We start from the raw sequence: 19,125 nt of genomic DNA, 5'->3' as shown, positions 1-19,125 counted from the left end.
CGTCACCACCCCGCGAGGACCGCCGCCCGCGCGCGATGCGCGGCCGGGCTTCCGAGCCATGCCCGGTCAAAAGCCGCGCGACGAAACCAGTAATGGAGTCCATATTCCCAAGTGTACCCGATGCCCCCATGCGCGGCGACCGCCGCCCGGGTCGACCGGACGTAGATGTCACACAGATGGGCCTTTGCCATCGCGGCCGCACGCGGCGCGTCGGGGAGGCCCGCATCCCAGGCATAGGCGGCGTACCACAGGAGCGCGCGCGCCGGCTCCACGTCGAGCGCCATATGCGCGAGCTGGTGCTTGAGCGCCTGGAAACGGCTGATCGGCTGGCCGAACTGTTCGCGCTCCTTGGCGTAGGCGACGCTCATGTCGGTGACCTTCTGCGCGCCGCCGAGCGCATCGGCGGCGACGAGGACGAGCGCCGCGTCGGCGAGACGGCCGGTCATCGGGTCGCTCGCGGCGAAGAGCGTCTCGCCGTCATCGGCGGGAATCGCGACCTTCGACACCGGGCGGCTGCGGTCGGCGGCTTTCACCGCCTCGATCGCCGCGTCGGCAGCGGCGACAAGGCGGACCCCGGCTTCGCGGTCGACGATCAGGAAAAAGTCGGCGGCGCGCGCGCAAGGGACAAACGCGCTGCCGCCGTGGACGAGCGTCGCGACCGTTTCTCCGCTCGCCAGCGTTTCGAGATGGGATTTTGCTACGCCATTGTCGCTGTGCGCAACGGCGGCGACGGCGAGAAGCTGGCCGATCAGCGGCCCCGGTGCCGCCGCCTCGCCCACGACCTCACACACCAGCGCGGCGTCAAGCAGGCCCATGCCGCTGTCTGGCACGAGCGTGCCACCGAGACCGAGCGCCATCAGCGCATCCCAGCTGGCGCGGTCGAAATCATCGTCGTCATCGGCAAAGGCATGAAGCCGCTCGATCGGCCAGACGCCGGCGAGCGTGCCGCGCACCGCGTCCTGGATCGCCGTCTGTTCTTCGGTCAGGTGAAAATGCATCTCAGCGCTCCCCGCTCATCGCGAGGTCGCGCGGCAGGCCGAGGCCGCGTTCGCCGATGATGTTGCGCTGGATGTTCGACGCGCCGCCGGCGATCGAATTGCCGAGGCTGCCCATGATCTGGTCGAGCCATTTTTCGGGGCCGCGCGGCCCGCGATTGCCGCGTCCCCCGGCGCCCGCGGGTTCGACAAAGCCATGCTCACCGATCAGGTCCTGCGCGAGCAGCGCCATCTCGTGGCCGATTTCGGTGAGCAGCAATTTCATCATCAGCGCGACCGGGCCGGGATCCTCGCCCGCAGCGGCGCAGCTGAACAGGCGGTAGCTGGTGTAGCGGTGCGAGAGGACCGAGCCTTCGATCTGGGCGAGCCGGTCGCGGACGATCGGGTCGTCGATGCGGTCGACCTCCTTCGCCAATTCGACGAGCTTGGTGAACTGGCGGCCGAGCCCATCAGCGCCGCCGATGCTCGCGCGTTCGTGCTTGAGCGTGGTGCGGCTGACATACCAACCTTGTCCGCGTTCACCGACCTGCCAGCTCACCGGGGTCTCGGCATTGTCGAAGAAAAATTCGCAGAAGGTGTGATCGCCCTCCTCGCCGGTCATCTGGCGGATCGGACGGCGGGTGACGCCGGGCTGGTCGAGGTCGATCAGCAGGTAGGTGATGCCGTCGTGCTTCGGCGCGTCGGGCTCAGTGCGCACGAGCATGAACATATGCGTCGATTGCATGCCCTGCGACGTCCAGATTTTCTGGCCGTTGATGATCCATTTTTTGCCGTCGGGCGACAGCTCGCCCTTGGTGCGCACGCTCGCAAGGTCGCTGCCCGAGCCGGGTTCGGAATAGCCCTGCCCCCAGATATAATCGCCCGACACCGTCTTGCGGATGAAAAGGTCCTTCTGCTCGTCACTGCCTTTTTCTAGCAGGGTCGGCACGGTCATGTTCATGCCGTTGCCGCCGACTTCCATCGGGGCGCGGGCGCGCGCGAACTCCTCGCGGATCACCTGCGCTTTGATGACGTCGACGCTTTGCTCGGAGCCACCATATATCTTCGGGATCGCGCGGTAGAGATAGCCAGCGTCGGTCGCCTGGGCGCGAAAGGTGCGGATGAAGGCCTTGAGATCGGCGCCGCGCAGGTCGGCGGCCGGGGGCCAGCGCGACGACAGAAAGGCGCGGACCTCCGTACGAAAGACCTCGGCGGCCTCGCCATAGCTCAGATCCATCGCTCGCTCTCCCTTGTCGATGGTGATTCTATGCTTGAGTTATATAACTACGTCAACCATGTTGTACGGCGTGCGAAGCATGGTAGGAGGCGCCGATGAACAGCACCGCCGACCCGATCCCCCATTATTTCGTCCACACCGAGGAAGGTTTCGAGCCCACCGGCCTGTCACGCAACCCCTGGTTCGCCGATGCGGTCGCGGGCGGGCCGATCTCGGCGCTGTTCGCGCATGCGATCGAACAAGCCGGTTTCGATCCGGGGTTCGAAATTTGCCGCGTGACGATCGACTTTTTGGGCATCGTGCCGCGCGCACCGCTGGTCCCGCGCATCGTCCCGGTGCGCCAGGGACGGCAGGCGCAGCTTTACCGCATCGAACTGCTGGCGGGCGCGAAGATGGTCGCGCAGGCGCATGTGCTGCTGGCACGGCAGCTCGACACCCCCGAATTCCTTCCCCCACACCCGCACCCCGCGCCCGAGGATGTGCCCGAGGATGATTTCCTGATCGGCGCGAGCATGGCGGGGGCGATCCGGACGCGGCCGGTCATGGGCCAGGTGCGCGAACCGGGGCGCGGCGTGGCCTGGATGTGCATGAACGGCGAGGTCGTGCGCGGCGTGCCGGCGTCGCCCTTCGTCAAGGCGTGCCTGTTCGCCGATTTCGGCAATGGCGTCGGCAGCGCGACGCATGCGTATGAATGGAGCTATGCGAACCTCGACATCGGCATCCAGTTCTTTCGCATGCCGCGCGGAGCATGGCTGTTGCTCGACGCCTACACCGAGGGCGCGGGCAACGGGCATGCGGTGGCGCAGAATCTCTTCGCCGATGAGGACGGCGTTTATGCCAAGGGTACGCAGACGATCTTTGTCGCGCCGGGGTCGCGGCGGTAGGAATCGTCATTGCGAGCGTAACGAAACAATCCAGAGCAGGCCCGCGCGGCTCTGGATTGCGGCGTCGCTTCGCTCCTCGCAATGACGCGGTGGGCTACTCCCCCCGGAAAACGGGCACGCGCTTTTCAGTCACCGCCGCCAGCCCCTCGCGGTGATCCTGGCTACCGAGCAATAGCGCCTGGTTGGGCAAATTGGCCTGCCATTCGGCCTCCATGCTGCTTTCGAGCGCGCGCTGGATCGATTGCTTGACCGTCGCATAGCCGAGCGGGGCCGATGCGGCGAGTTCGCGCGCCATGTCCATGCCGCGCGCCGCGAGATCGTCCTTCGCGACCACCTCGCTCACCAGTCCGATGCTCAGTGCTTCCTCGGCGCGCACCTGTTTCCCGCGCAGGCACATTTCCATCGCGCGGCCGAGCCCGACGATGCGCGGCAGCAGGAAGGTGCCGCCGAGCGGCGGCATGATGCCGAGCTTGATCCAGCTTTCCTGGAACATCGCGCTGTCGGCGGCGATGCGGAAATCGCAGGCGAGCGCGAGTTCGCAGCCGACCGTCACCGCCGCGCCCTGCACCAGCGCGAGCGTCGGTTTCGGACAGCGATAGATGGCGCGCGCGGCACCCTGGAAATTGGCGTAGACGGTGTCCTTGATCTCGCTCGCCGCCATGCCCGTGAGTTTTTGCAGGAAGGCGAAATCGGCACCGACCGAGAAATGCTTGCCCTCGGCGGCGAGGATGATTGCGCGAACGTCGCGATCCGAAGACAGGGCCGCGAAAGCGTCGCGAATCTCGCCGAGCATCTCGGGCGAAGAGGCGTTGCCGATGTCGGCGCGTGCGACAACAACGGCGGCGATGCCGGCGTCATGCCGGTCGATCCGGATATGCGCGAAATCAGCCATCGGGATTTTCTGCCTTCTTCTTTTCACGCCAGATCATCGCGGTCGCGCTGGTCGACAGCCCCATGTTGAGCGCCTCGGCATCGAGCGCGGCCTCGAACGCCCAATCCTCGGCATTGTTGAGGTTCGTCTTCATATAGCGATAGCCCATGCGGGGGCCGTCGGCGAGGCGGCGCGCCGCCTTCATCGTCTCTTCGCACAGCGCCTCGTCATCGAACAGGCGGGTGTAGAGTCCCTTGGCGAAGGCCTCGTCCGCGCTCAGTTTTTCGCCGAGCAGGAAGAGTTCGCGCGAGACGCCAGTGCCGACGATCTTGGTCCAGAACCAGGTCGATCCGAAATCGCCCCCCGCGCCGATGCGGTCGAACGCGGTCAGGAAGCTCGCGCTTTTCGCGGCGAAGCGCAGGTCGCACGCCCCAGCGATGCCGATGCCAGCGCCCGCGACGGGTCCGTTGACCATCGCGATCGTCGGCTTTGGCATTTCGTGGAGCAGGCGCGAGGTTTCCATGAAGCTGCGGAGGCGCACATGACCCTGTTCGGTGCGGCTGCCGACCTCTGCATTGGCGGGAACGACCGCCTTGTCGGCGCCCCCTTCCTTGAGGTCGCCGCCGGCGCAGAAGCCCCTGCCCGCGCCGGTCACCACGACGCAGCCGACCGACACATCGCGCGCCGCGTCGGCACAGGCGTCGGCGAGCGGCGCCATGATCGAGCTGGTCAGCGCGTTCAATCGATCGGGCCGGTTCAGGGTAATGGTGCGGACGCCCGCATCATCGTCGATCAATATTTCGTCAGCCATAATTCCTCCCCGGCTGGCTCCGGACCACGTCTCTTTTCTCGTCACCCCGAAACAAGTTCAGGGTGACGAGATAGGGAAAGGGCTGCCCGGTCAATCCCCGCCGAGTTCGCGGTGGCGCGCCAGCATGCGCACCGCCTTTTCAGCAAGTTCCTCGGGAACCTGCGGATAGAGCGGCTGCGGGCGACCCTTGCTCGGCAGCGCGATCGTCGCGGTGGCGCGCACCGTTTCCTCGTCGCGCTGGTTGGTGAACTTCACCGCGACATCGACGAGATTCTGGCCGCCTTCCTGGCGTTTCGCCAGCACTTCGCCGGTGACGCGCTGGACGTCGCCCATATAGTTGAACTTGCGGATCTCGTCGTGGATGTGGGTGATGACGGCATCGTCGCCGGCCCAGTCGCTGAGATATTGCCACAGGTAATTTTCGCGCATAACTCCATAGTCATAGGCCATCGGATTGCCGATCGCCTGCGCCCACACCGGATCCCAATGCAGCCGCTGCGCGACGTCGGGAATGCCATGCTCGTTCTTCACATAGAAGGCCGGGATGCGCTGGCGATTCTTGTGCGCGAGGCGGTTGGCGGTCGGCGCATAGGGCACGAAGCCATAGCCGCCGGCGTGGAAACAGATAACGTCGGTTACGGTCAGCGGACCTTTCGCTTGCAGCCCGACCGAATCGCCCTTTTCGACGCTTTCGAACCAGCGCTTCTCGGCGCCCTGAACGCGTTCGGCGGCGTAGATATCCTCGATCGCCTGCATTTCCTCGTCGGTATAGCTCGCGGGTTCGATCGCCGAATATTTGCCTTTCTTGGCCGCCGTCTTGCGTTCGGTCAGCACGCGCAGGATGCGATAGACCGCGACGACCTCGCCGCGCTGGTTGATCTTCACGTCGCGGCGATTGGTGATCACCGAGCGCCCGGCGAATTCGGACTGCTTGACCTCGCACGTCTCGTCACCGTTGAAGCTGTAGATGGTGTCGCCCGGAAAGATCGGGCGATAGAAATCCCATTGCGACCCCGACACGAAAACGTGGATGCCACGGAACAGGCTTTTCTTGAGAGCCTTGATGTCGTCGGGAATCGGGTCGCCCTTCATCGGCTTGTTGATGATGCCCGCCATCATGCCCGGTGCGATCACGCTGCCCCAGCGGGTCTTCTTGGCATAATTGGGATCGGTGTAGAGCGGCTTGTCGTCGCCCATGCCGTGCGCGAAGTTGCGGATATTATCCTCGGTCGCGGTGGTGATATATTCGCGGGTCTTCGCGGCCTGATCGAATCCCAGCAATTTGCGCTGCCGCTCGATATCCTCGTCGGTAATCTCATAGGCGACGGCTTTCTGCCACTCATCGCTCTGCTTGATGTCACTTTTCACCTCGGCCATCACTATCTCCCTTGTCACGAGTTATATAACTAGGTAATACATGCCCAAGAATGACGCAAGGGGATAAAGCCGCAATGGAAGTTCGCCGCATCAGCGATGCCTTGAAGGTGCGCGCGACGCACCAGTCGAATGACATCGCGCACGACGACACGCGGCGGCAAATCACCTTCGCCGAATGGGACCGCGAAGCCGACGAAGTCGGCGGCGGGCTGGCGGCGGCGGGGCTGGTTCCCGGCGACCGGGTGTTCCTGCCGATCAGCAATGCGCATGCGATCGAGATGGCGATCGCGGTGTTCGCGGTGTTCCGCGCCGGCGGCATCGCCTGCCCGATCAGCACGCGCCTCAACCCCCGGGAAATTGCCGATTATGCGGCATTGTGCGAACCGCGCTTCTGCCTGACCGATGCGCCCGATTTGATGAAGGATGTCCCCCTCGCGGGTTGCTGGCACGTCGATGCCATGCCGCGCGATATCGCGGCGCTGCCCGACCAGACGAGCCTCGACCCGGCGGCCGACGCCGAAATCCTCGGCACCTCGGGCACGACCGGCAAGATCAAGGGCGTCGTGATATCGCATCCCGATCTGATGACCGGCGTCACCGGCCTCAACATGGATCGCTCGCGCTCGACGCTGAACGCGCTGCCGCTCACCGGATCGGGCGGCAATATCGGTATCGTCATGCTGCCCGCGCGCGGCGGCGCGACCGCGATCACCCAGCAGAAATTCGATCCGAAGGGCTTTCTGGAGCTGGCGAAGGAAAAGCGGCCGAATCTGGTCTACCTGGTGCCGTCGATGCTGCGGCTCGTGCTCGATCATCCCGATGTCGGCGATTACGACATGGGGGGGGTCAAATATCTGATGACCGGCACCGCGCCGCTGCCGCATGATTCGGTGAAGCGCGCGGCCGAACTGTGGCCGCACCTGCGCATACGTAACAGCTATGGCATGTCCGAGGGCGGCGTGGGCCTTGGCACCACTAGTCAGGAACAGGTGCTGAAACCCGGCTGCGTCGGCAAATTGCCCGCGCATATGCAGATCCGCGACGAGGCGGGCGAGGTCGTCACCGAAGCAGGCGTCGTCGGCGAAATCTACGGCTGGCAGAAACATGCGCGGCGCTATTGGGCCGATGCCGAGGCGACCGCGGCGAGCTTCAAGGGCGGCTGGACCAAGACCGGCGACCTCGGCTTCGTCGACGAAGACGGCGACCTGATCATGGCCGGCCGGTCGAAGGAGCTGATCATCCGCGGCGGCTACAACATCACCCCGCTCGAGATCGAGACGGTGCTGCATTTGCATCCCGCGGTCCAGCAGGCGGCGGTGGTCGGCGTCCCGCATGAGGTGCTGGGCGAGGATATTGCCGCCGCTGTCACATTGCGCCCCGGCTGCGGCGAAGCGACGGCCGACGACATCATCGCATTCTGCAAGGCCCATCTGGGCGACAACAAGGTGCCGCGCACTTTGGTCGTGATGGATCATATGCCGCTCAACCCGAACGGGAAGATCCTGAAGAAGGATCTGGCCGAGCCGCTGGCGAAAGCGGCGGAAGCGCGGCGGCGGGCGGCGTAGCTCCCCAACACTCGTCATTGCGAGCGGAGCGAAGCAATCCAGGGCGGTTTACGCCACTCTGGATTGCCGCGTCGCCTTCGGCTCCTCGCAATGACGAGGATTGTACTTAACCCTTCAAACTCTCGAACGGCACATCCTTGTCCATGCGCACCTCGCCGGGCATGCCCAGCACGCGTTCGGCGATCTGGTTGCGCAGCACCTCGTCGGCGCCGCCCGCGATGCGCATCACGGTCGAATAGATATAGTCGTACTGGACGTCGCCTGTCGCGGAATCCCTCGCCTCGGGAGCGATGCCGGCGAGCCCGCGCAGTTCGAGCGCGAGGCCGTTGGTCTTCTGGTAGCGGCCCGCATAAGCGAGCTTGACCATGCCCGCGAGCGCACCGGGGTTCTCGCCCTTCGACACCATCGTGCGCAGCCGTGCCTGGAAGAAGCGTTCGCCCTGCTCCTCGGCCAGCGCCTCGGCGAGCTGCTGGCGGATCGCGCGATCGTCGAGCATCGTGCCGCCATGGCCGTCGGGGGTCGCGGCGGCATAGTCGATCAGCGGCTCGACCCCGCTGCGATGCGCGCCCGAGCCGAGGCGTTCGCCCATGAGTACCGTCATGCAGCATGCCCAACCCTCGCCCTCGGCGCCGAGACGGTTCCCATCGGGGATGCGAACATCGGTGAGGAAGGTTTCGTTGAACTCGCTCGCGCCCGAAATCTGGCGGATCGGGCGCGTTTCGATCCCCGGCGTCTTCATATCGACGACAAAGAAGGTCAGCCCCTTGTGCTTGGGCAAAGTCGGGTCGGTGCGCACGACGAGGATGCCCCAATCCGTGAGATGCGCCCAGCTCGACCAGACTTTCTGGCCGTTGACGATCCAGTCACCGCTGCCGTCGTCGGCGCGCACCGCCTTGGTGCGCAGCGCCGCGAGGTCCGAGCCCGCCGAAGGTTCGGAGAAGAGCTGGCACCAGGTGATGTCGCCCTTCAGCGTCGCCTCGATGAAGCGCGCCTTCTGTTCGTCGCTGCCATGCTTCGCGATCACGGGCAGCGCCATGCCGGTGCCGATCGAGGTGAAGGGTCCCTTGGGCAGGTGATATTGGCCCTCTTCCTCGGCGAAGATCACCGCCTCGGGTCCCGACAGCCCGCGCCCGCCGAGCGCCTTGGGGAAAGTCAGCCCCGACCAGCCGCCCGCGTAAAGCTCGCGCATCCACGCGCGGCCACGATCGGCCTCTTCGGTGTCGGGCATCTTCTCGCCGGGCGTGAGCACATGCGCGGGGGCGTGGGCGGCGAGCCAGGCACGGGCTTCGGCGCGGAAGGCGGCTTCCTGCGCATTGTCGTTGAAATCCATCTTACGCCGCTTTCCCTTGGCTGCCCGGTTGTGCGTTCAGCAGCCGGTCGGCCCAAAAGCCGCGATTGCCGAGATGCACCGCGAGCATCCGTTCGCGCCGGTAATAGAAATGGCAGTTCGCCTCGAACGTATAGCCGATGCCGCCATGGACCTGCAGATTCTCGCGCGCCGCAAGCTCGAGGCACTTAATTCCAGAGAGCCGCGCGGCGGCGGCGGCGGCGGGCAGGTCGTCGGGCGAGGATTCGGCCGCCCAGCCGCCATAATAAGCGTTGGAGCGCGCGAGTTCGGTCGCGACCGCGACATCGGCGAGCTTGTGCTTGATCGCCTGATAGCCCGCGAGCGGACGGCCGAACATCTGGCGCTCCATCGCATAGTCGCGCGCCATGGTCAGGCACGCCTCGGCAGCGCCGGCGGCTTCGAACGCGGCCTGCACCGCAGCCTGGTCGATCAGTCGGTCGAGCTTGCCCGCGCCGGGCAGCGCTTCGGCAACCGCATCGGCAAAGTCGAGGCGGTAGTGCGGGCGGAGCTGGTCAAAGCTGTCGAGCCGCGTGCGGGTGACGCCGGGCTGGTCGAGTTCGACGAGCGCAAAAGTGCCGCCCGCGACGAGCACGACCGCGATGTCGGCGATGCCCGCGTCGGCAACCGGCGACTTGTTCCCGCTGAGCTTGCCGCCTTCAAGTTTCGCGCCGGTCGCGAACACCGGCCCTGGCCCCTCGGCATAAGCGAATGTCGCGACAGCCTCGCCGCTCGCCAGTTTCGGCAGCCACGCCGCCTTCTGCGCGTCGCTGCCCGCGAGCCGGATCGCTTCGGCCCCGAGGATGATCGAACTCATAAAGGGCACGGCCGCGTTGGCGCCGCCCAGCGCCTCCATGATGACGCCGAGGTCGAGCGCGCCGAGACCCAGCCCGCCATGCTCCTCCGGAATCGCGGCGCCGAGGAAACCCATTTCGGCAAGCGCGCGCCACAAGGGCTCGTCCCATTCGGCGCCCGAATCGATCAGCGTGCGGAGCCGGTCGAAGGACGACAGGTCGGAAAGCAGCGCGCGGGCTTGCTCGCCGAGCATTTTCTGTTCATCGCTAAGGTCGAAATTCATCGCAGGCCTTGCCCCTCCATATCGGTCTGTGTCATAGCGAGTTATATAACTAGGTCAACCATGACAAATATCCGGAGAGGATCCGCTGGCCATGCAATATGAAACCATCCTGGTCGACGTCACCGACCATATCGCGACGATCACGATCAACCGCCCCGACGCGATGAACAGCTTCACCAAGCGGATGATGGACGAATTCGAGCATCTGTGGAAGTGGATCGGCAGCAACGACGACGTCCATTGCTGCGTGCTGCGCGCCGCGCCGGGCAAAGCCTGGTGCACCGGGGTCGACGTCAAGGAATCGCAAAAGGAAGGCGGCACCGTCGTTGACCTTGCGAACATCTGGCACTGCGAGGACCCGGGCAATTATCTTGGCCCCAAGTCGATGAAATGCTGGAAGCCGGTGATCGCCGCGGTGCACGGCATGGCGGCGGGCGGCGCCTTTTACTGGCTCAACGAGAGCGACATCATCATCTGTTCGGAGGACGCGACCTTCTTCGACCCGCATGTCACTTACGGGATGACGAGCGCGCTCGAGCCGATCGGCATGACCTATCATATGCCGCTTCACGATGTGCTGCGCATGGTGCTGCTCGGCAATGATGAACGGATCGGCGCGGGGACCGCGCTGCGCATCGGGCTGGTCAGCGAGATTACGACGCTCGAGGATCTGTGGCCGCGCGCGCAGGAACTGGCGACCGCGATCGCCGCCAAGCCGCCCGCGGCGACCGCGGGTTCGGTGAAGGCGATCTGGGAATCGCTCGACCTGCCGCGCAGCGTCGCGATGCAACAGGGCCTGAAATATTGCCAGATCGGCAATCCGGTCGGGGTGCCGCAAGTCGACCGCGCCGCGCTGATGGCCGACAAGGCCAAGAAATTCACCGTCCGCTAGACGTAGCGGCAATTCCACTTGACGTTTACGTCAACGTCCGGTCATGGTCTCAAAACATAGGGTGAGGACTCGAACGCGCATGTCGATTTTATACGACGAAGGGCAACAGGCGATCGCGACCGAGTCGCGGCGCGTGCTCGAAGCCCGGATAAACAAGGACGAGCTGCTGCCGCTGCTCGAAACCACCGGAAAATTTCACGACGGCTTCTGGACCACCGCGAAGGAACAGGGCTGGACCGCCCTAGCCCTGCCCGAAGCCTATGGGGGGCTCGATCTCGGCCTCGTCGAACTCGGGCTGATCGCGCACCAGGCGGGCCGCAGCCTCAGCGGCGCGCCGTTCCTCACCGGCAGCTTCGGCGCCGCCAAGGCGATCGAGCTTTACGGTAGCGACGAGCAGAAAGCGAAATATCTCCCCGGCCTCGCGAGCGGCGAGACGATCGGTGCGATCGCCTTCGCCTCGGGATCGAACGCCCTGCCGGTACTGCCGAGCGTGACGGTCACCGATAACCTGCTGAGTGGCACCAAGACCGGCGTTGCCGGCGGGCTCAGCGCCGACATCGCGGTCGTATATGCCAACGGTCCCGGAATGCCGGTGCTGGTGGTGGCCGAACTGGCGAAGGTGGAGCGCTGCGCGATCGACAGCTTCGACAACAGCCGCCTCTACGCCGACCTGACCTTCGCCGGCACGCCCGCCGACACGCTGGTCATCGGCGGCACGGCGCGCGAGGCGGCGCTGCACATCCTCGCCCTGCAGGCGGTGATCACCGCGCACGAACAGACCGGCGGCGCCGAAGCGATGATGGAAATCGCGCGCGACTATGCCGTCACCCGCCGCGCCTTCGGACAGGTCATCGGCGCCTTCCAGTCGATCAAGCACCGCATCGCCGAACTCTACGGCTTCGTCGAACTGGCGCGCGCCAACTGCATCCATGCGGCATCGCGCGAGGGACAGGCCGATTTCGTCACCGCCGCCGCCGCGGCGCGCATCTCGGCGACCGAGGCCTATGACACCGCCTCGCGCGACTGTGTGCAGATTCACGGCGGCATGGGCGTGACGTGGGAACTTGGGCTCCACCTTCACACCCGCCGCGCGCGCAGCCTCGCGATCGAACAGGGCAATCTGCTGTTCTGGGAAGATATCCTCGTCGACCGCCTGACCGGAGAAGCTGCATGAGCGATCTCGACGCCTATCGGACCAAGGCCGCGGCCTGGCTGGAATCGATGGTCCCGACCTTTGGCAAGGAAGCGCGCAAGGGCCTGTCGGTCGAAGAAGACCTCGCCGTCGGTCGCCAATATCAGCGCGCCAAGTTCGACGCGGGCTATGCCGGCATCAACTGGCCGGTCGAATATGGCGGCCAGGGCCTCGGCCATCTCGAAAAGGTCACCTTCGACGGCGAGGAAATGAAGCACGGTTTCCCGAGCTTCTATTTCGGTATCTCGCTCGGCATGCCGATCCCGGTGCTGATGCAGTTCGGCAGCGACAAGGAGTTCGTCAAAACCCGCGTACTCAAGGCGCTGAAGGGCGAGGAAATCTGGTGCCAGCTTTTCTCCGAACCCTCGGGCGGTTCGGATCTTGCCGGCCTGCGCACCAAGGCCGAAGCCGATGGCAACGGCTGGAAGATCAACGGACAGAAGATCTGGACGAGCTGGGCGCAATATTGCGACTATGGCGTCATCGTCGTGCGCACCGATCCCAATGTGCCCAAGCACAAGGGACTCACGTATTTCTGGGTCGACATGAAGGCGCCCGGCGTCACCGTGCGCCCGATCAAGCTCGTCGGCGGAGACAGCCACGTCAACGAAGTCTTTTTCGACGATGTGAAGATCACCGACGACCACCGCATGTCGCCGGTCGGCGGCGGCTTCGCGGTCGCGATCGCGACGCTGATGATCGAGCGCTATGTCGCGACCGACAGCGGCGGCTTCGGCCCGCACCTCGACCTGTTCGTCGACCTTGCCAAAAACACCGAACTCAACGGCAAGCCCGCGATCGAGGACGGTCGCATCCGCCAACAGATCGCGCGCAACTATGCGATGCGCAACGGCCTGCAATCGATCACCGCACGCGCGATGGCATTGATGCAGGCGGGTATGGTGCCGGGTCCCGAAGGCTCGCTGAACAAGCTCGTCGCGGTACGATCGCGCCAGAAATTGTCCGAACTCGCCATCGACCTGCAAGGCTCGGGTGGCTTCGCTTACGACGACCATGCCTCGCAGAAAGAGGATTGGACCGCGAGCTGGATCAATGCGCCGACCGGCCGCATCGCCGGCGGGTCGGACGAGACCTTGCTCAACACGATCGCGGAAAAGATCCTCGGCCTGCCGCAGGACCATCGTCCCGACAAGGGCGTCGCGTTCAACCAGATTCCGGCCTGAGGAGGGCCAGCGCATGAAGATCGATTCCACCACCGCAGCCGTCGTCACCGGCGGCGCATCGGGCCTCGGCCGCGCGACCGCAGAGGCGCTCGCGGCGCAGGGCGTCAAGGTCGCCATCTTCGACATCAACGACGCGCTCGGCGAAGAAGTCGCCGCATCGATCGGCGGCCTGTTTGTCCATGTCGACATCACCGACGAGCAATCGGTACTCGACGGCTATGCCGCCGCGCGCGCCGCGCACGGGCAGGAGCGTATCTGCGTCCATTGCGCGATGACCTCGCGCCGCGGCAAGACGCTTGCCTTCGACAAGACGAGCGGCAGTTTCCGCCGCACCCCGACCGAGGATTATGCCTTTGGCGTCGCCGGCATATTGACCGCGAGCTACCGCATCGCCTCGATCTCGGCCGAGGGCATGGCGACCTTGCCTGAACTCGAAGACGGCGAACGCGGCGCGATCGTCCTCACCGCGTCGGTCGCGGCGCAGGACGCGCAGATCGGCCAGGTCATCTATGGCTCGGCGAAGGCGGGCGTGAACGGGCTTGTGCTGCCGATGGCGCGCGACCTGATGGACCTTGGGATTCGCGTCAATTCGATCATGCCCGGCGTGTTCAAGACGCCGCTCGTCGCGGGGTTGCCCGAACCGGTACTCGCCAGCCTCGGCGCCTCGGTCCCCTTCCCCAAGCGCCTCGGCCACGCCGAGGAATATGCCAGCCTGGCGATGGAGATGCTCCGCAACAGCTATTTCAACGGCCAGGCCGTCCGGTTGGACGGCGCGATCAGAATGGCCCCGCGTTAGTCCGAAAACTCCCCTCGAAGAAGGAACCCTGTGAAATGTCCGAAGCCTATATCATCGACGCCGTCCGCACCCCGCGCGGGATCGGCAAGCCCGGCAAGGGCGCGCTGTCGCATCTCCACCCGCAGCATCTCGCCGCGACGGTGCTGAAAGCGATCAAGGACCGCAACAATCTCGACACCGCGACCGTCGATGACATCATCTGGTCGACCTCGACCCAAAAGGGCAAGCAGGGCGGCGACCTCGGCCGCATGGCCGCGCTCGCCGCGGGTTATGACACCAAGGCCTCGGGCACGACGCTCGACCGCTTCTGCGGCGGCGGCATCAGCAGCGTGAATTTCGCTGCGGCGACCGTGATGTCGGGCATGGAAGATTGCGTCATCGCCGGCGGCACCGAAATGATGAGCTACACCGCGCAGATCGGTGCCGAGGAAGCCAATGCGGGCCTCAAGCCGCTCGGCATGGGGTCGGGCAACGCCGCACTCGACGCCATCCACCCCCAGTCGCACCAGGGCGTGTGCGGCGACGCGATCGCCGCGAAGGAAGGCATCAGCCGCGAAGCCGTCGACGCGCTCGCGCTCGTCAGCCAGCAGCGCGCAGACCGCGCGATCAAGGAAGGCCGCTTCGCCAAGTCGGTCGTGCCGGTCTATAACGAAGACGGCAGCGTCGCACTCGACCGCGAGGAATTCCCGCGTCCCGAGACCACCGCCGAAGGCCTTGCCGGGCTGAAAGCTAGCTTCGGCGCGCTCAAGGATTTCGACCTCGGCGGCGGGGTGACCTTCGGCAAGCAGATCCAGCGCGTCTATCCCGACCTCGAATGGGAAGGCGTCCACCATGCCGGCAACTCGTCGGGTGTCGTCGACGGCGCCGCCGCGCTGCTCCTGACCTCGAAAGAATATGCCGACAAGCACGGCCTGAAACCGCGCGCGCGCATCGTCGCTTATGCCAACCAGGGCGACGATCCGACGCTGATGCTCAACGCCCCGGTTCCGGCGGCGAAGAAGGTCCTCGAAAAGGCCGGGCTGACCGTCGCCGACATCGACGTCTGGGAAATCAACGAGGCGTTCGCGGTGGTCGCTGAAAAGTTCATCCGCGACCTGAAACTCGACCGCGAAAAGGTGAACATCAACGGCGGCGCGATGGCGCTCGGCCATCCGATCGGCGCCACTGGCTCGATCCTGATCGGCACCGCACTCGACGAACTCGAACGCTCGGGCGGCCGCTATGGCCTCGTCACCATGTGCGCCGCGGGCGGCATGGCGCCGGCGATCATCATCGAACGCATCTGATCCTGAAGCGAAGCCCCTCCCCTTGCGGGAGGGGCTTCGATCAGAACGGCCCGCGCACCGCGATCGTTCGCGCGGGGTTGTAGAGGTTCAGGAACATCGTCTTACCGTCGGGCGCGAAGCACACACCCGACACCTTGGTCGCCGCGCTCACCCGCGCAAAGGGATAGACCTTCCCCTCCGGCGTCACCCCACGCAGCCAATTGTCGGGGCGGCTGCCGCGCCGGTCCTCGCACACCATCAGGTCGCCATTCGGCGCAACGCTCAGATTGTCGCCGAAGCTGAAATGCGCGGGATCGGTCGTTTCGACGAACAATTGCAATTGCCCCGGCTGCGCCGTCTCGGCCGCCGTCCCTTCGGCCGGCGACGGGAGATAACGCATGATCTGCCCGCGCCGTGCCGGACCACCCGAGGTGCAGGTGAAATAAATCTCGCCGTCGCCGCCATGGATACCCTCGCCGCGTGCGAACACGGTCGCACCGGCACGCGCACCGCGTTTGCGCAAATCATCCTTCGGGCTTTCGACCTCGTCGAGATCGATCCAGCGCGCCTCGTGCCAGCCGCCGCTCGCCAGCACCGACCGCGTCCAGTTGCGCGTATCGGACAGCGCCGGGTCGATCAGCGCCAGCGCCTGCAATCGCCCGCCCTTTTGGAGCTCGCCCGGCACAGCGGGCAGGAAGCGGTAGAAGAGGCTGTCTTGCCGGTCCTCGGTCATATAGACCGCGCCGCTCCGGGGATCGACGACTGCTGCCTCATGGTTGAAACGCCCCATCGCCTTGATCGGCTCGGCGGTGACCAGCCCGCCCGGCGCGACGGGCATTTCGAAGACCCAGCCATGGTCTTCCTTGTGCAGCCCGCCGCCGCGCGAAACATCTTCCTCGCAGCTCAGCCAGGTGCCCCAGGGCGTGATGCCGCCCGAGCAATTGTAGATCGTGCCGACGAGCGAGAGATATTGTTCCTCGACGTCGAGGGTCGCGGGATCGAGGATGATCGTGGAGACGCCGCCGGGCAGCGCCTCGCCGCTTCCCGCACGGTAACAGTCGAACGCCGCCGCATCGCCGCTGGTCCCCACCGGGCACGCCCCATGCCTCAACTCGTCGGCGCCAAGCTCGTGATTGCGCATCAGGCACAGCCGACCGTCGGGCAGCGTCGTGCAGCCCATGCCGTCGGCGCTGTTCGGCACCTGCCGCCCGTCGCTCATCGTCTGGCCATATTGCGAAAGGATCTTGTACGAAAAGCCGCGTGGCAGATCGAGGAGCCGCGCCGGGTCGGGGATCGGCGCCCCGAAGCCCCGCCCTTCTGCCAGCATCGCAGCGGAAACATGGCGGCTGTGCAGCGCGAGCCCGGCGAAGGCAGTGGCCATCAGCCCCTTGGCGAAGCCGCGGCGATCGAGTGCGATGGATGCCCGTTCCATGGCCGCGCGATAGGGGCGTGAGGTGACAGGCGGGCTGCGGAAGCCTGACAGTTTGGCGACATTTTGAAGTTGGCTGGCACATTAGTGCAACATTTGGCGCAGCCGCCCTGTTTGCATCCCGCACGGCGCCCCGGGAGCAAAGAAATCCTTTCCCTCCTAAGGGTTCCTTCGCCCTTGCACTGCCCCTTTTGCGTCGGCATGGCCAAGCGGACATATTGGGAGAAAAAGACATGGCAGGTCCGCTTCAGGGTATCCGTATCATCGAATTCGCCGGCATCGGTCCCGGCCCTTTCTGCGGCATGATGCTCGCCGACCATGGTGCCGAAGTGATCCGCATCGACCGGCCAGGCGGCTTCATGGACCCGCGCGATCCTTTGTCGCGCAACCGCACCTCGATCTCGCTCGACATGAAGAATCCCGAGGCGGTCGCGATTGCGCGCGACCTGTGCAAAAGCGCCGACGGGATCATCGAGGGCTATCGCCCCGGCGTGATGGAGCGGCTCGGCCTCGGCCCCGATGTGCTGCTCGCGGACAATCCGAAGCTTATCTACGGCCGCATGACCGGCTGGGGCCAGTTCGGTCCTTATGCGCAAGCTGCCGGCCATGACATCAACTATATCTCGCTGTCGGGCGTGCTCCACACCGTCGGCGTGCGCGGCGGCAAGCCGGTGCCGCCGGTCAACTATGTCGGCGATTTCGGCGGCGGGGGCATGATGCTCGCCTTCGGCATGTCGAGCGCGTTGCTCCATGCGGCGAAGACCGGCGAGGGCCAGGTGATCGACTGCGCGATGACCGACGGTTCGGCGCTGCTCGCAGGCATGAGTTGGTGGTTCCACGCCGCGGGCGCGCTCAAGGACGAAGCCGGCGTCAACCGTCTCGACGGCGGCGCCCCATATTACGACACCTACACCTGCAGCGACGGCAAGTTCATCTCGATCGGGTCGATCGAGCCGCAATTTTACGCGCTGCTGCGCGCCAAGACCGGGCTCGACGCCGACCCCGCTTTCGACGTGCAGGACGACCAGGAAAATTGGCCCGCCAAGAAGGAAAAGGTCGCCGCGCTCTTCGCCACCAAGACCCGCGACGAGTGGTGCGAGCTGATGGAGATGACCGACGTCTGCTTCGCCCCCGTGCTGTCGCTGAGCGAGGCACCGCACCATCCGCACAATGTCGAGCGCGAGACCTTCGTCACCGTCGCCGGTGTCCCGCATCCCGCCCCTGCCCCGCGCTATTCGGCGACGGTCAACGACACCCCGCGTCCCGCCCCGGCGGTCGGTGGCGACGGCGATGCGGTGCTCGCCGCGCTTGGTTACGATGCCGACAAAATCGCGGCGCTGCGCAACGGCGGCGCGGTGCGCTGAACTTGCACGCGGCGGCCGCGAGGCGTAGCCTGCGGTTGCCGATAAGGAGAGAATAATGGGCGAATTTCTGAGCGTCGAGCGGCGCGGCAAGATCGCAATCCTGACGATGATCAAGCCCGAGAGCATGAATGCGATCGGGACGCACGAGGATTGCCAGGACATCATCGACACGCTGCGCACGCTGGGCGACGACCGCGGCGTCAGCGCGATCATCCTCACCGGCAGCGGCAAAGCGTTCAGCGCCGGTGGGAACCTGAAGGGCATGCAGGACCGCACCGGCATCGGGGTGCTCGACCAGCCCGATTCGACCCGCGCCAATTACCGCAAGGGCGTGCAGGCGGTGATCCGCGCGCTGATGGACTGCGAAGTGCCGATGATCGCCGCGGTCAATGGCCATGCGATCGGACTCGGCGCCGACCTCGCCTGCACCTGCGACATCCGCATCGCAGCGGAGAGCGCGAAATTCGCGTGCAGCTTCATCAAGGTCGGCATCGTCCCCGGCGACGGCGGTGCCTGGCTGCTGCAGAAGATCCTCGGCTATCCGCGCGCCGCCGAATTGTTCCTGACCGGCGACCGTTTCGACGCGGCGCAGGCCAAGGAGTACGGCCTCGTCACCGAGGTGGTGCCCGACGAGGAACTGCTCGACCGCGCCATCGCCATCGCCGAGCGCATCGTGTGCAACCCGCCGCGCGCGTTGCGACTCACCAAGCGACTGCTCCGCGAGGCGCAGCACAGCCGGATGAGCGACATCCTCGAACTCAGCGCCGCCTATCAGGCGATCGTCCACGAAACCGCCGACAACCGCGAGGCGATCAACGCTTTCGTCGAAAAACGCCCCCCCGTTTTTACAGGAGACTGACC

At 65.5% G+C, this 19,125-nt stretch carries 17 protein-coding genes; 9 read left to right on the top strand and 8 right to left on the bottom strand.

The window, feature by feature from the left end; all coding sequences use genetic code 11:
- Nucleotides 1–2 precede the first annotated feature (2 nt).
- On the bottom strand, nt 3–998 hold the full coding sequence (locus tag AC3WS4_RS12255) for an acyl-CoA dehydrogenase family protein (RefSeq protein WP_492738368.1): 996 nt from the start codon (nt 996–998) through the stop codon (nt 3–5).
- 1 nt (nt 999) lies between these two features.
- The gene (locus tag AC3WS4_RS12250) at nt 1,000–2,211 is read right to left on the bottom strand and encodes an acyl-CoA dehydrogenase family protein (RefSeq protein ID WP_492738370.1); all 1,212 of its coding nucleotides are present in this window, start codon (nt 2,209–2,211) and stop codon (nt 1,000–1,002) included.
- A 95-nt stretch (nt 2,212–2,306) separates the two neighbouring features.
- Between AC3WS4_RS12250 and AC3WS4_RS12245 the strand changes: the two genes are divergently transcribed.
- Entirely contained in the window at nt 2,307–3,095 is a 789-nt protein-coding gene (locus AC3WS4_RS12245; RefSeq protein ID WP_492738372.1) for a thioesterase family protein, read from the top strand.
- A 94-nt stretch (nt 3,096–3,189) separates the two neighbouring features.
- Here the strand turns inward: AC3WS4_RS12245 and AC3WS4_RS12240 are convergent, their stop codons facing one another.
- From AC3WS4_RS12240 to AC3WS4_RS12230, 3 genes are all read right to left on the bottom strand, one after another.
- On the bottom strand, nt 3,190–3,987 hold the full coding sequence (locus AC3WS4_RS12240; RefSeq protein ID WP_492738374.1) for an enoyl-CoA hydratase/isomerase family protein: 798 nt from the start codon (nt 3,985–3,987) through the stop codon (nt 3,190–3,192).
- A complete protein-coding gene (locus tag AC3WS4_RS12235; RefSeq protein WP_492738376.1) occupies nt 3,980–4,777 on the bottom strand; it encodes an enoyl-CoA hydratase-related protein in 798 nt (265 codons plus the stop codon). Before AC3WS4_RS12235 ends, AC3WS4_RS12240 begins: the two co-directional genes overlap by 8 nt.
- A gap of 90 nt (nt 4,778–4,867) precedes the next feature.
- Nucleotides 4,868–6,154 carry an FAS1-like dehydratase domain-containing protein gene (locus tag AC3WS4_RS12230; RefSeq protein WP_492738378.1) on the bottom strand — a complete coding sequence of 429 codons (1,287 nt, stop codon included), beginning with the start codon at nt 6,152–6,154 and terminating at the stop codon, nt 4,868–4,870.
- Between the two features lie 74 nt (nt 6,155–6,228).
- Between AC3WS4_RS12230 and AC3WS4_RS12225 the strand changes: the two genes are divergently transcribed.
- The gene (locus AC3WS4_RS12225) at nt 6,229–7,719 is read left to right on the top strand and encodes a class I adenylate-forming enzyme family protein (protein ID WP_492738380.1); all 1,491 of its coding nucleotides are present in this window, start codon (nt 6,229–6,231) and stop codon (nt 7,717–7,719) included.
- 106 nt (nt 7,720–7,825) lie between these two features.
- On the opposite strand, the gene AC3WS4_RS12220 is transcribed toward AC3WS4_RS12225, so the two are convergent.
- Both AC3WS4_RS12220 and AC3WS4_RS12215 read right to left on the bottom strand, forming a co-directional pair.
- A complete protein-coding gene (locus AC3WS4_RS12220) occupies nt 7,826–9,049 on the bottom strand; it encodes an acyl-CoA dehydrogenase family protein (protein ID WP_492738382.1) in 1,224 nt (407 codons plus the stop codon).
- Between the two features lies 1 nt (nt 9,050).
- Nucleotides 9,051–10,142 carry an acyl-CoA dehydrogenase family protein gene (locus AC3WS4_RS12215; protein ID WP_492738384.1) on the bottom strand — a complete coding sequence of 364 codons (1,092 nt, stop codon included), beginning with the start codon at nt 10,140–10,142 and terminating at the stop codon, nt 9,051–9,053.
- Nucleotides 10,143–10,233: 91 nt separating this feature from the next.
- Between AC3WS4_RS12215 and AC3WS4_RS12210 the strand changes: the two genes are divergently transcribed.
- The 5 genes from AC3WS4_RS12210 to AC3WS4_RS12190 all read left to right on the top strand — a co-directional run bounded on the left by AC3WS4_RS12210 (nt 10,234) and on the right by AC3WS4_RS12190 (nt 15,492).
- Complete coding sequence (locus AC3WS4_RS12210; RefSeq protein WP_492738386.1) at nt 10,234–11,034, top strand: enoyl-CoA hydratase/isomerase family protein; 801 nt, start codon at nt 10,234–10,236, stop codon at nt 11,032–11,034.
- Nucleotides 11,035–11,113: 79 nt separating this feature from the next.
- Nucleotides 11,114–12,208: an acyl-CoA dehydrogenase family protein gene (locus AC3WS4_RS12205; protein WP_492738388.1), complete on the top strand. Its 1,095-nt coding sequence runs from the start codon at nt 11,114–11,116 to the stop codon at nt 12,206–12,208.
- Entirely contained in the window at nt 12,205–13,410 is a 1,206-nt protein-coding gene (locus AC3WS4_RS12200) for an acyl-CoA dehydrogenase family protein (RefSeq protein WP_492738389.1), read from the top strand. Before AC3WS4_RS12205 ends, AC3WS4_RS12200 begins: the two co-directional genes overlap by 4 nt.
- Nucleotides 13,411–13,423: 13 nt before the next feature.
- Complete coding sequence (locus AC3WS4_RS12195; protein WP_187139872.1) at nt 13,424–14,206, top strand: SDR family oxidoreductase; 783 nt, start codon at nt 13,424–13,426, stop codon at nt 14,204–14,206.
- 35 nt (nt 14,207–14,241) lie between these two features.
- The gene (locus AC3WS4_RS12190; RefSeq protein WP_492738391.1) at nt 14,242–15,492 is read left to right on the top strand and encodes an acetyl-CoA C-acetyltransferase; all 1,251 of its coding nucleotides are present in this window, start codon (nt 14,242–14,244) and stop codon (nt 15,490–15,492) included.
- A gap of 40 nt (nt 15,493–15,532) precedes the next feature.
- On the opposite strand, the gene AC3WS4_RS12185 is transcribed toward AC3WS4_RS12190, so the two are convergent.
- Nucleotides 15,533–16,903 carry an alkaline phosphatase PhoX gene (locus AC3WS4_RS12185; protein ID WP_492738393.1) on the bottom strand — a complete coding sequence of 457 codons (1,371 nt, stop codon included), beginning with the start codon at nt 16,901–16,903 and terminating at the stop codon, nt 15,533–15,535.
- A gap of 230 nt (nt 16,904–17,133) precedes the next feature.
- Between AC3WS4_RS12185 and AC3WS4_RS12180 the strand changes: the two genes are divergently transcribed.
- Together AC3WS4_RS12180 and AC3WS4_RS12175 are read left to right on the top strand one after the other, a co-directional pair.
- Nucleotides 17,134–18,264, top strand: coding sequence for a CaiB/BaiF CoA transferase family protein (locus AC3WS4_RS12180; protein WP_492738395.1), 1,131 nt, complete (start codon nt 17,134–17,136; stop codon nt 18,262–18,264).
- Between the two features lie 55 nt (nt 18,265–18,319).
- Nucleotides 18,320–19,123, top strand: coding sequence for a crotonase/enoyl-CoA hydratase family protein (locus AC3WS4_RS12175; protein ID WP_056347641.1), 804 nt, complete (start codon nt 18,320–18,322; stop codon nt 19,121–19,123).
- The last annotated feature ends 2 nt before the right edge of the window (nt 19,124–19,125 follow it).

This window comes from Sphingopyxis sp. EU05-FHT14B03 (assembly GCF_058790875.1).
Note: the sequence above shows the minus strand (reverse complement) of the source record. Positions and strands in the feature narration are given on the sequence as shown.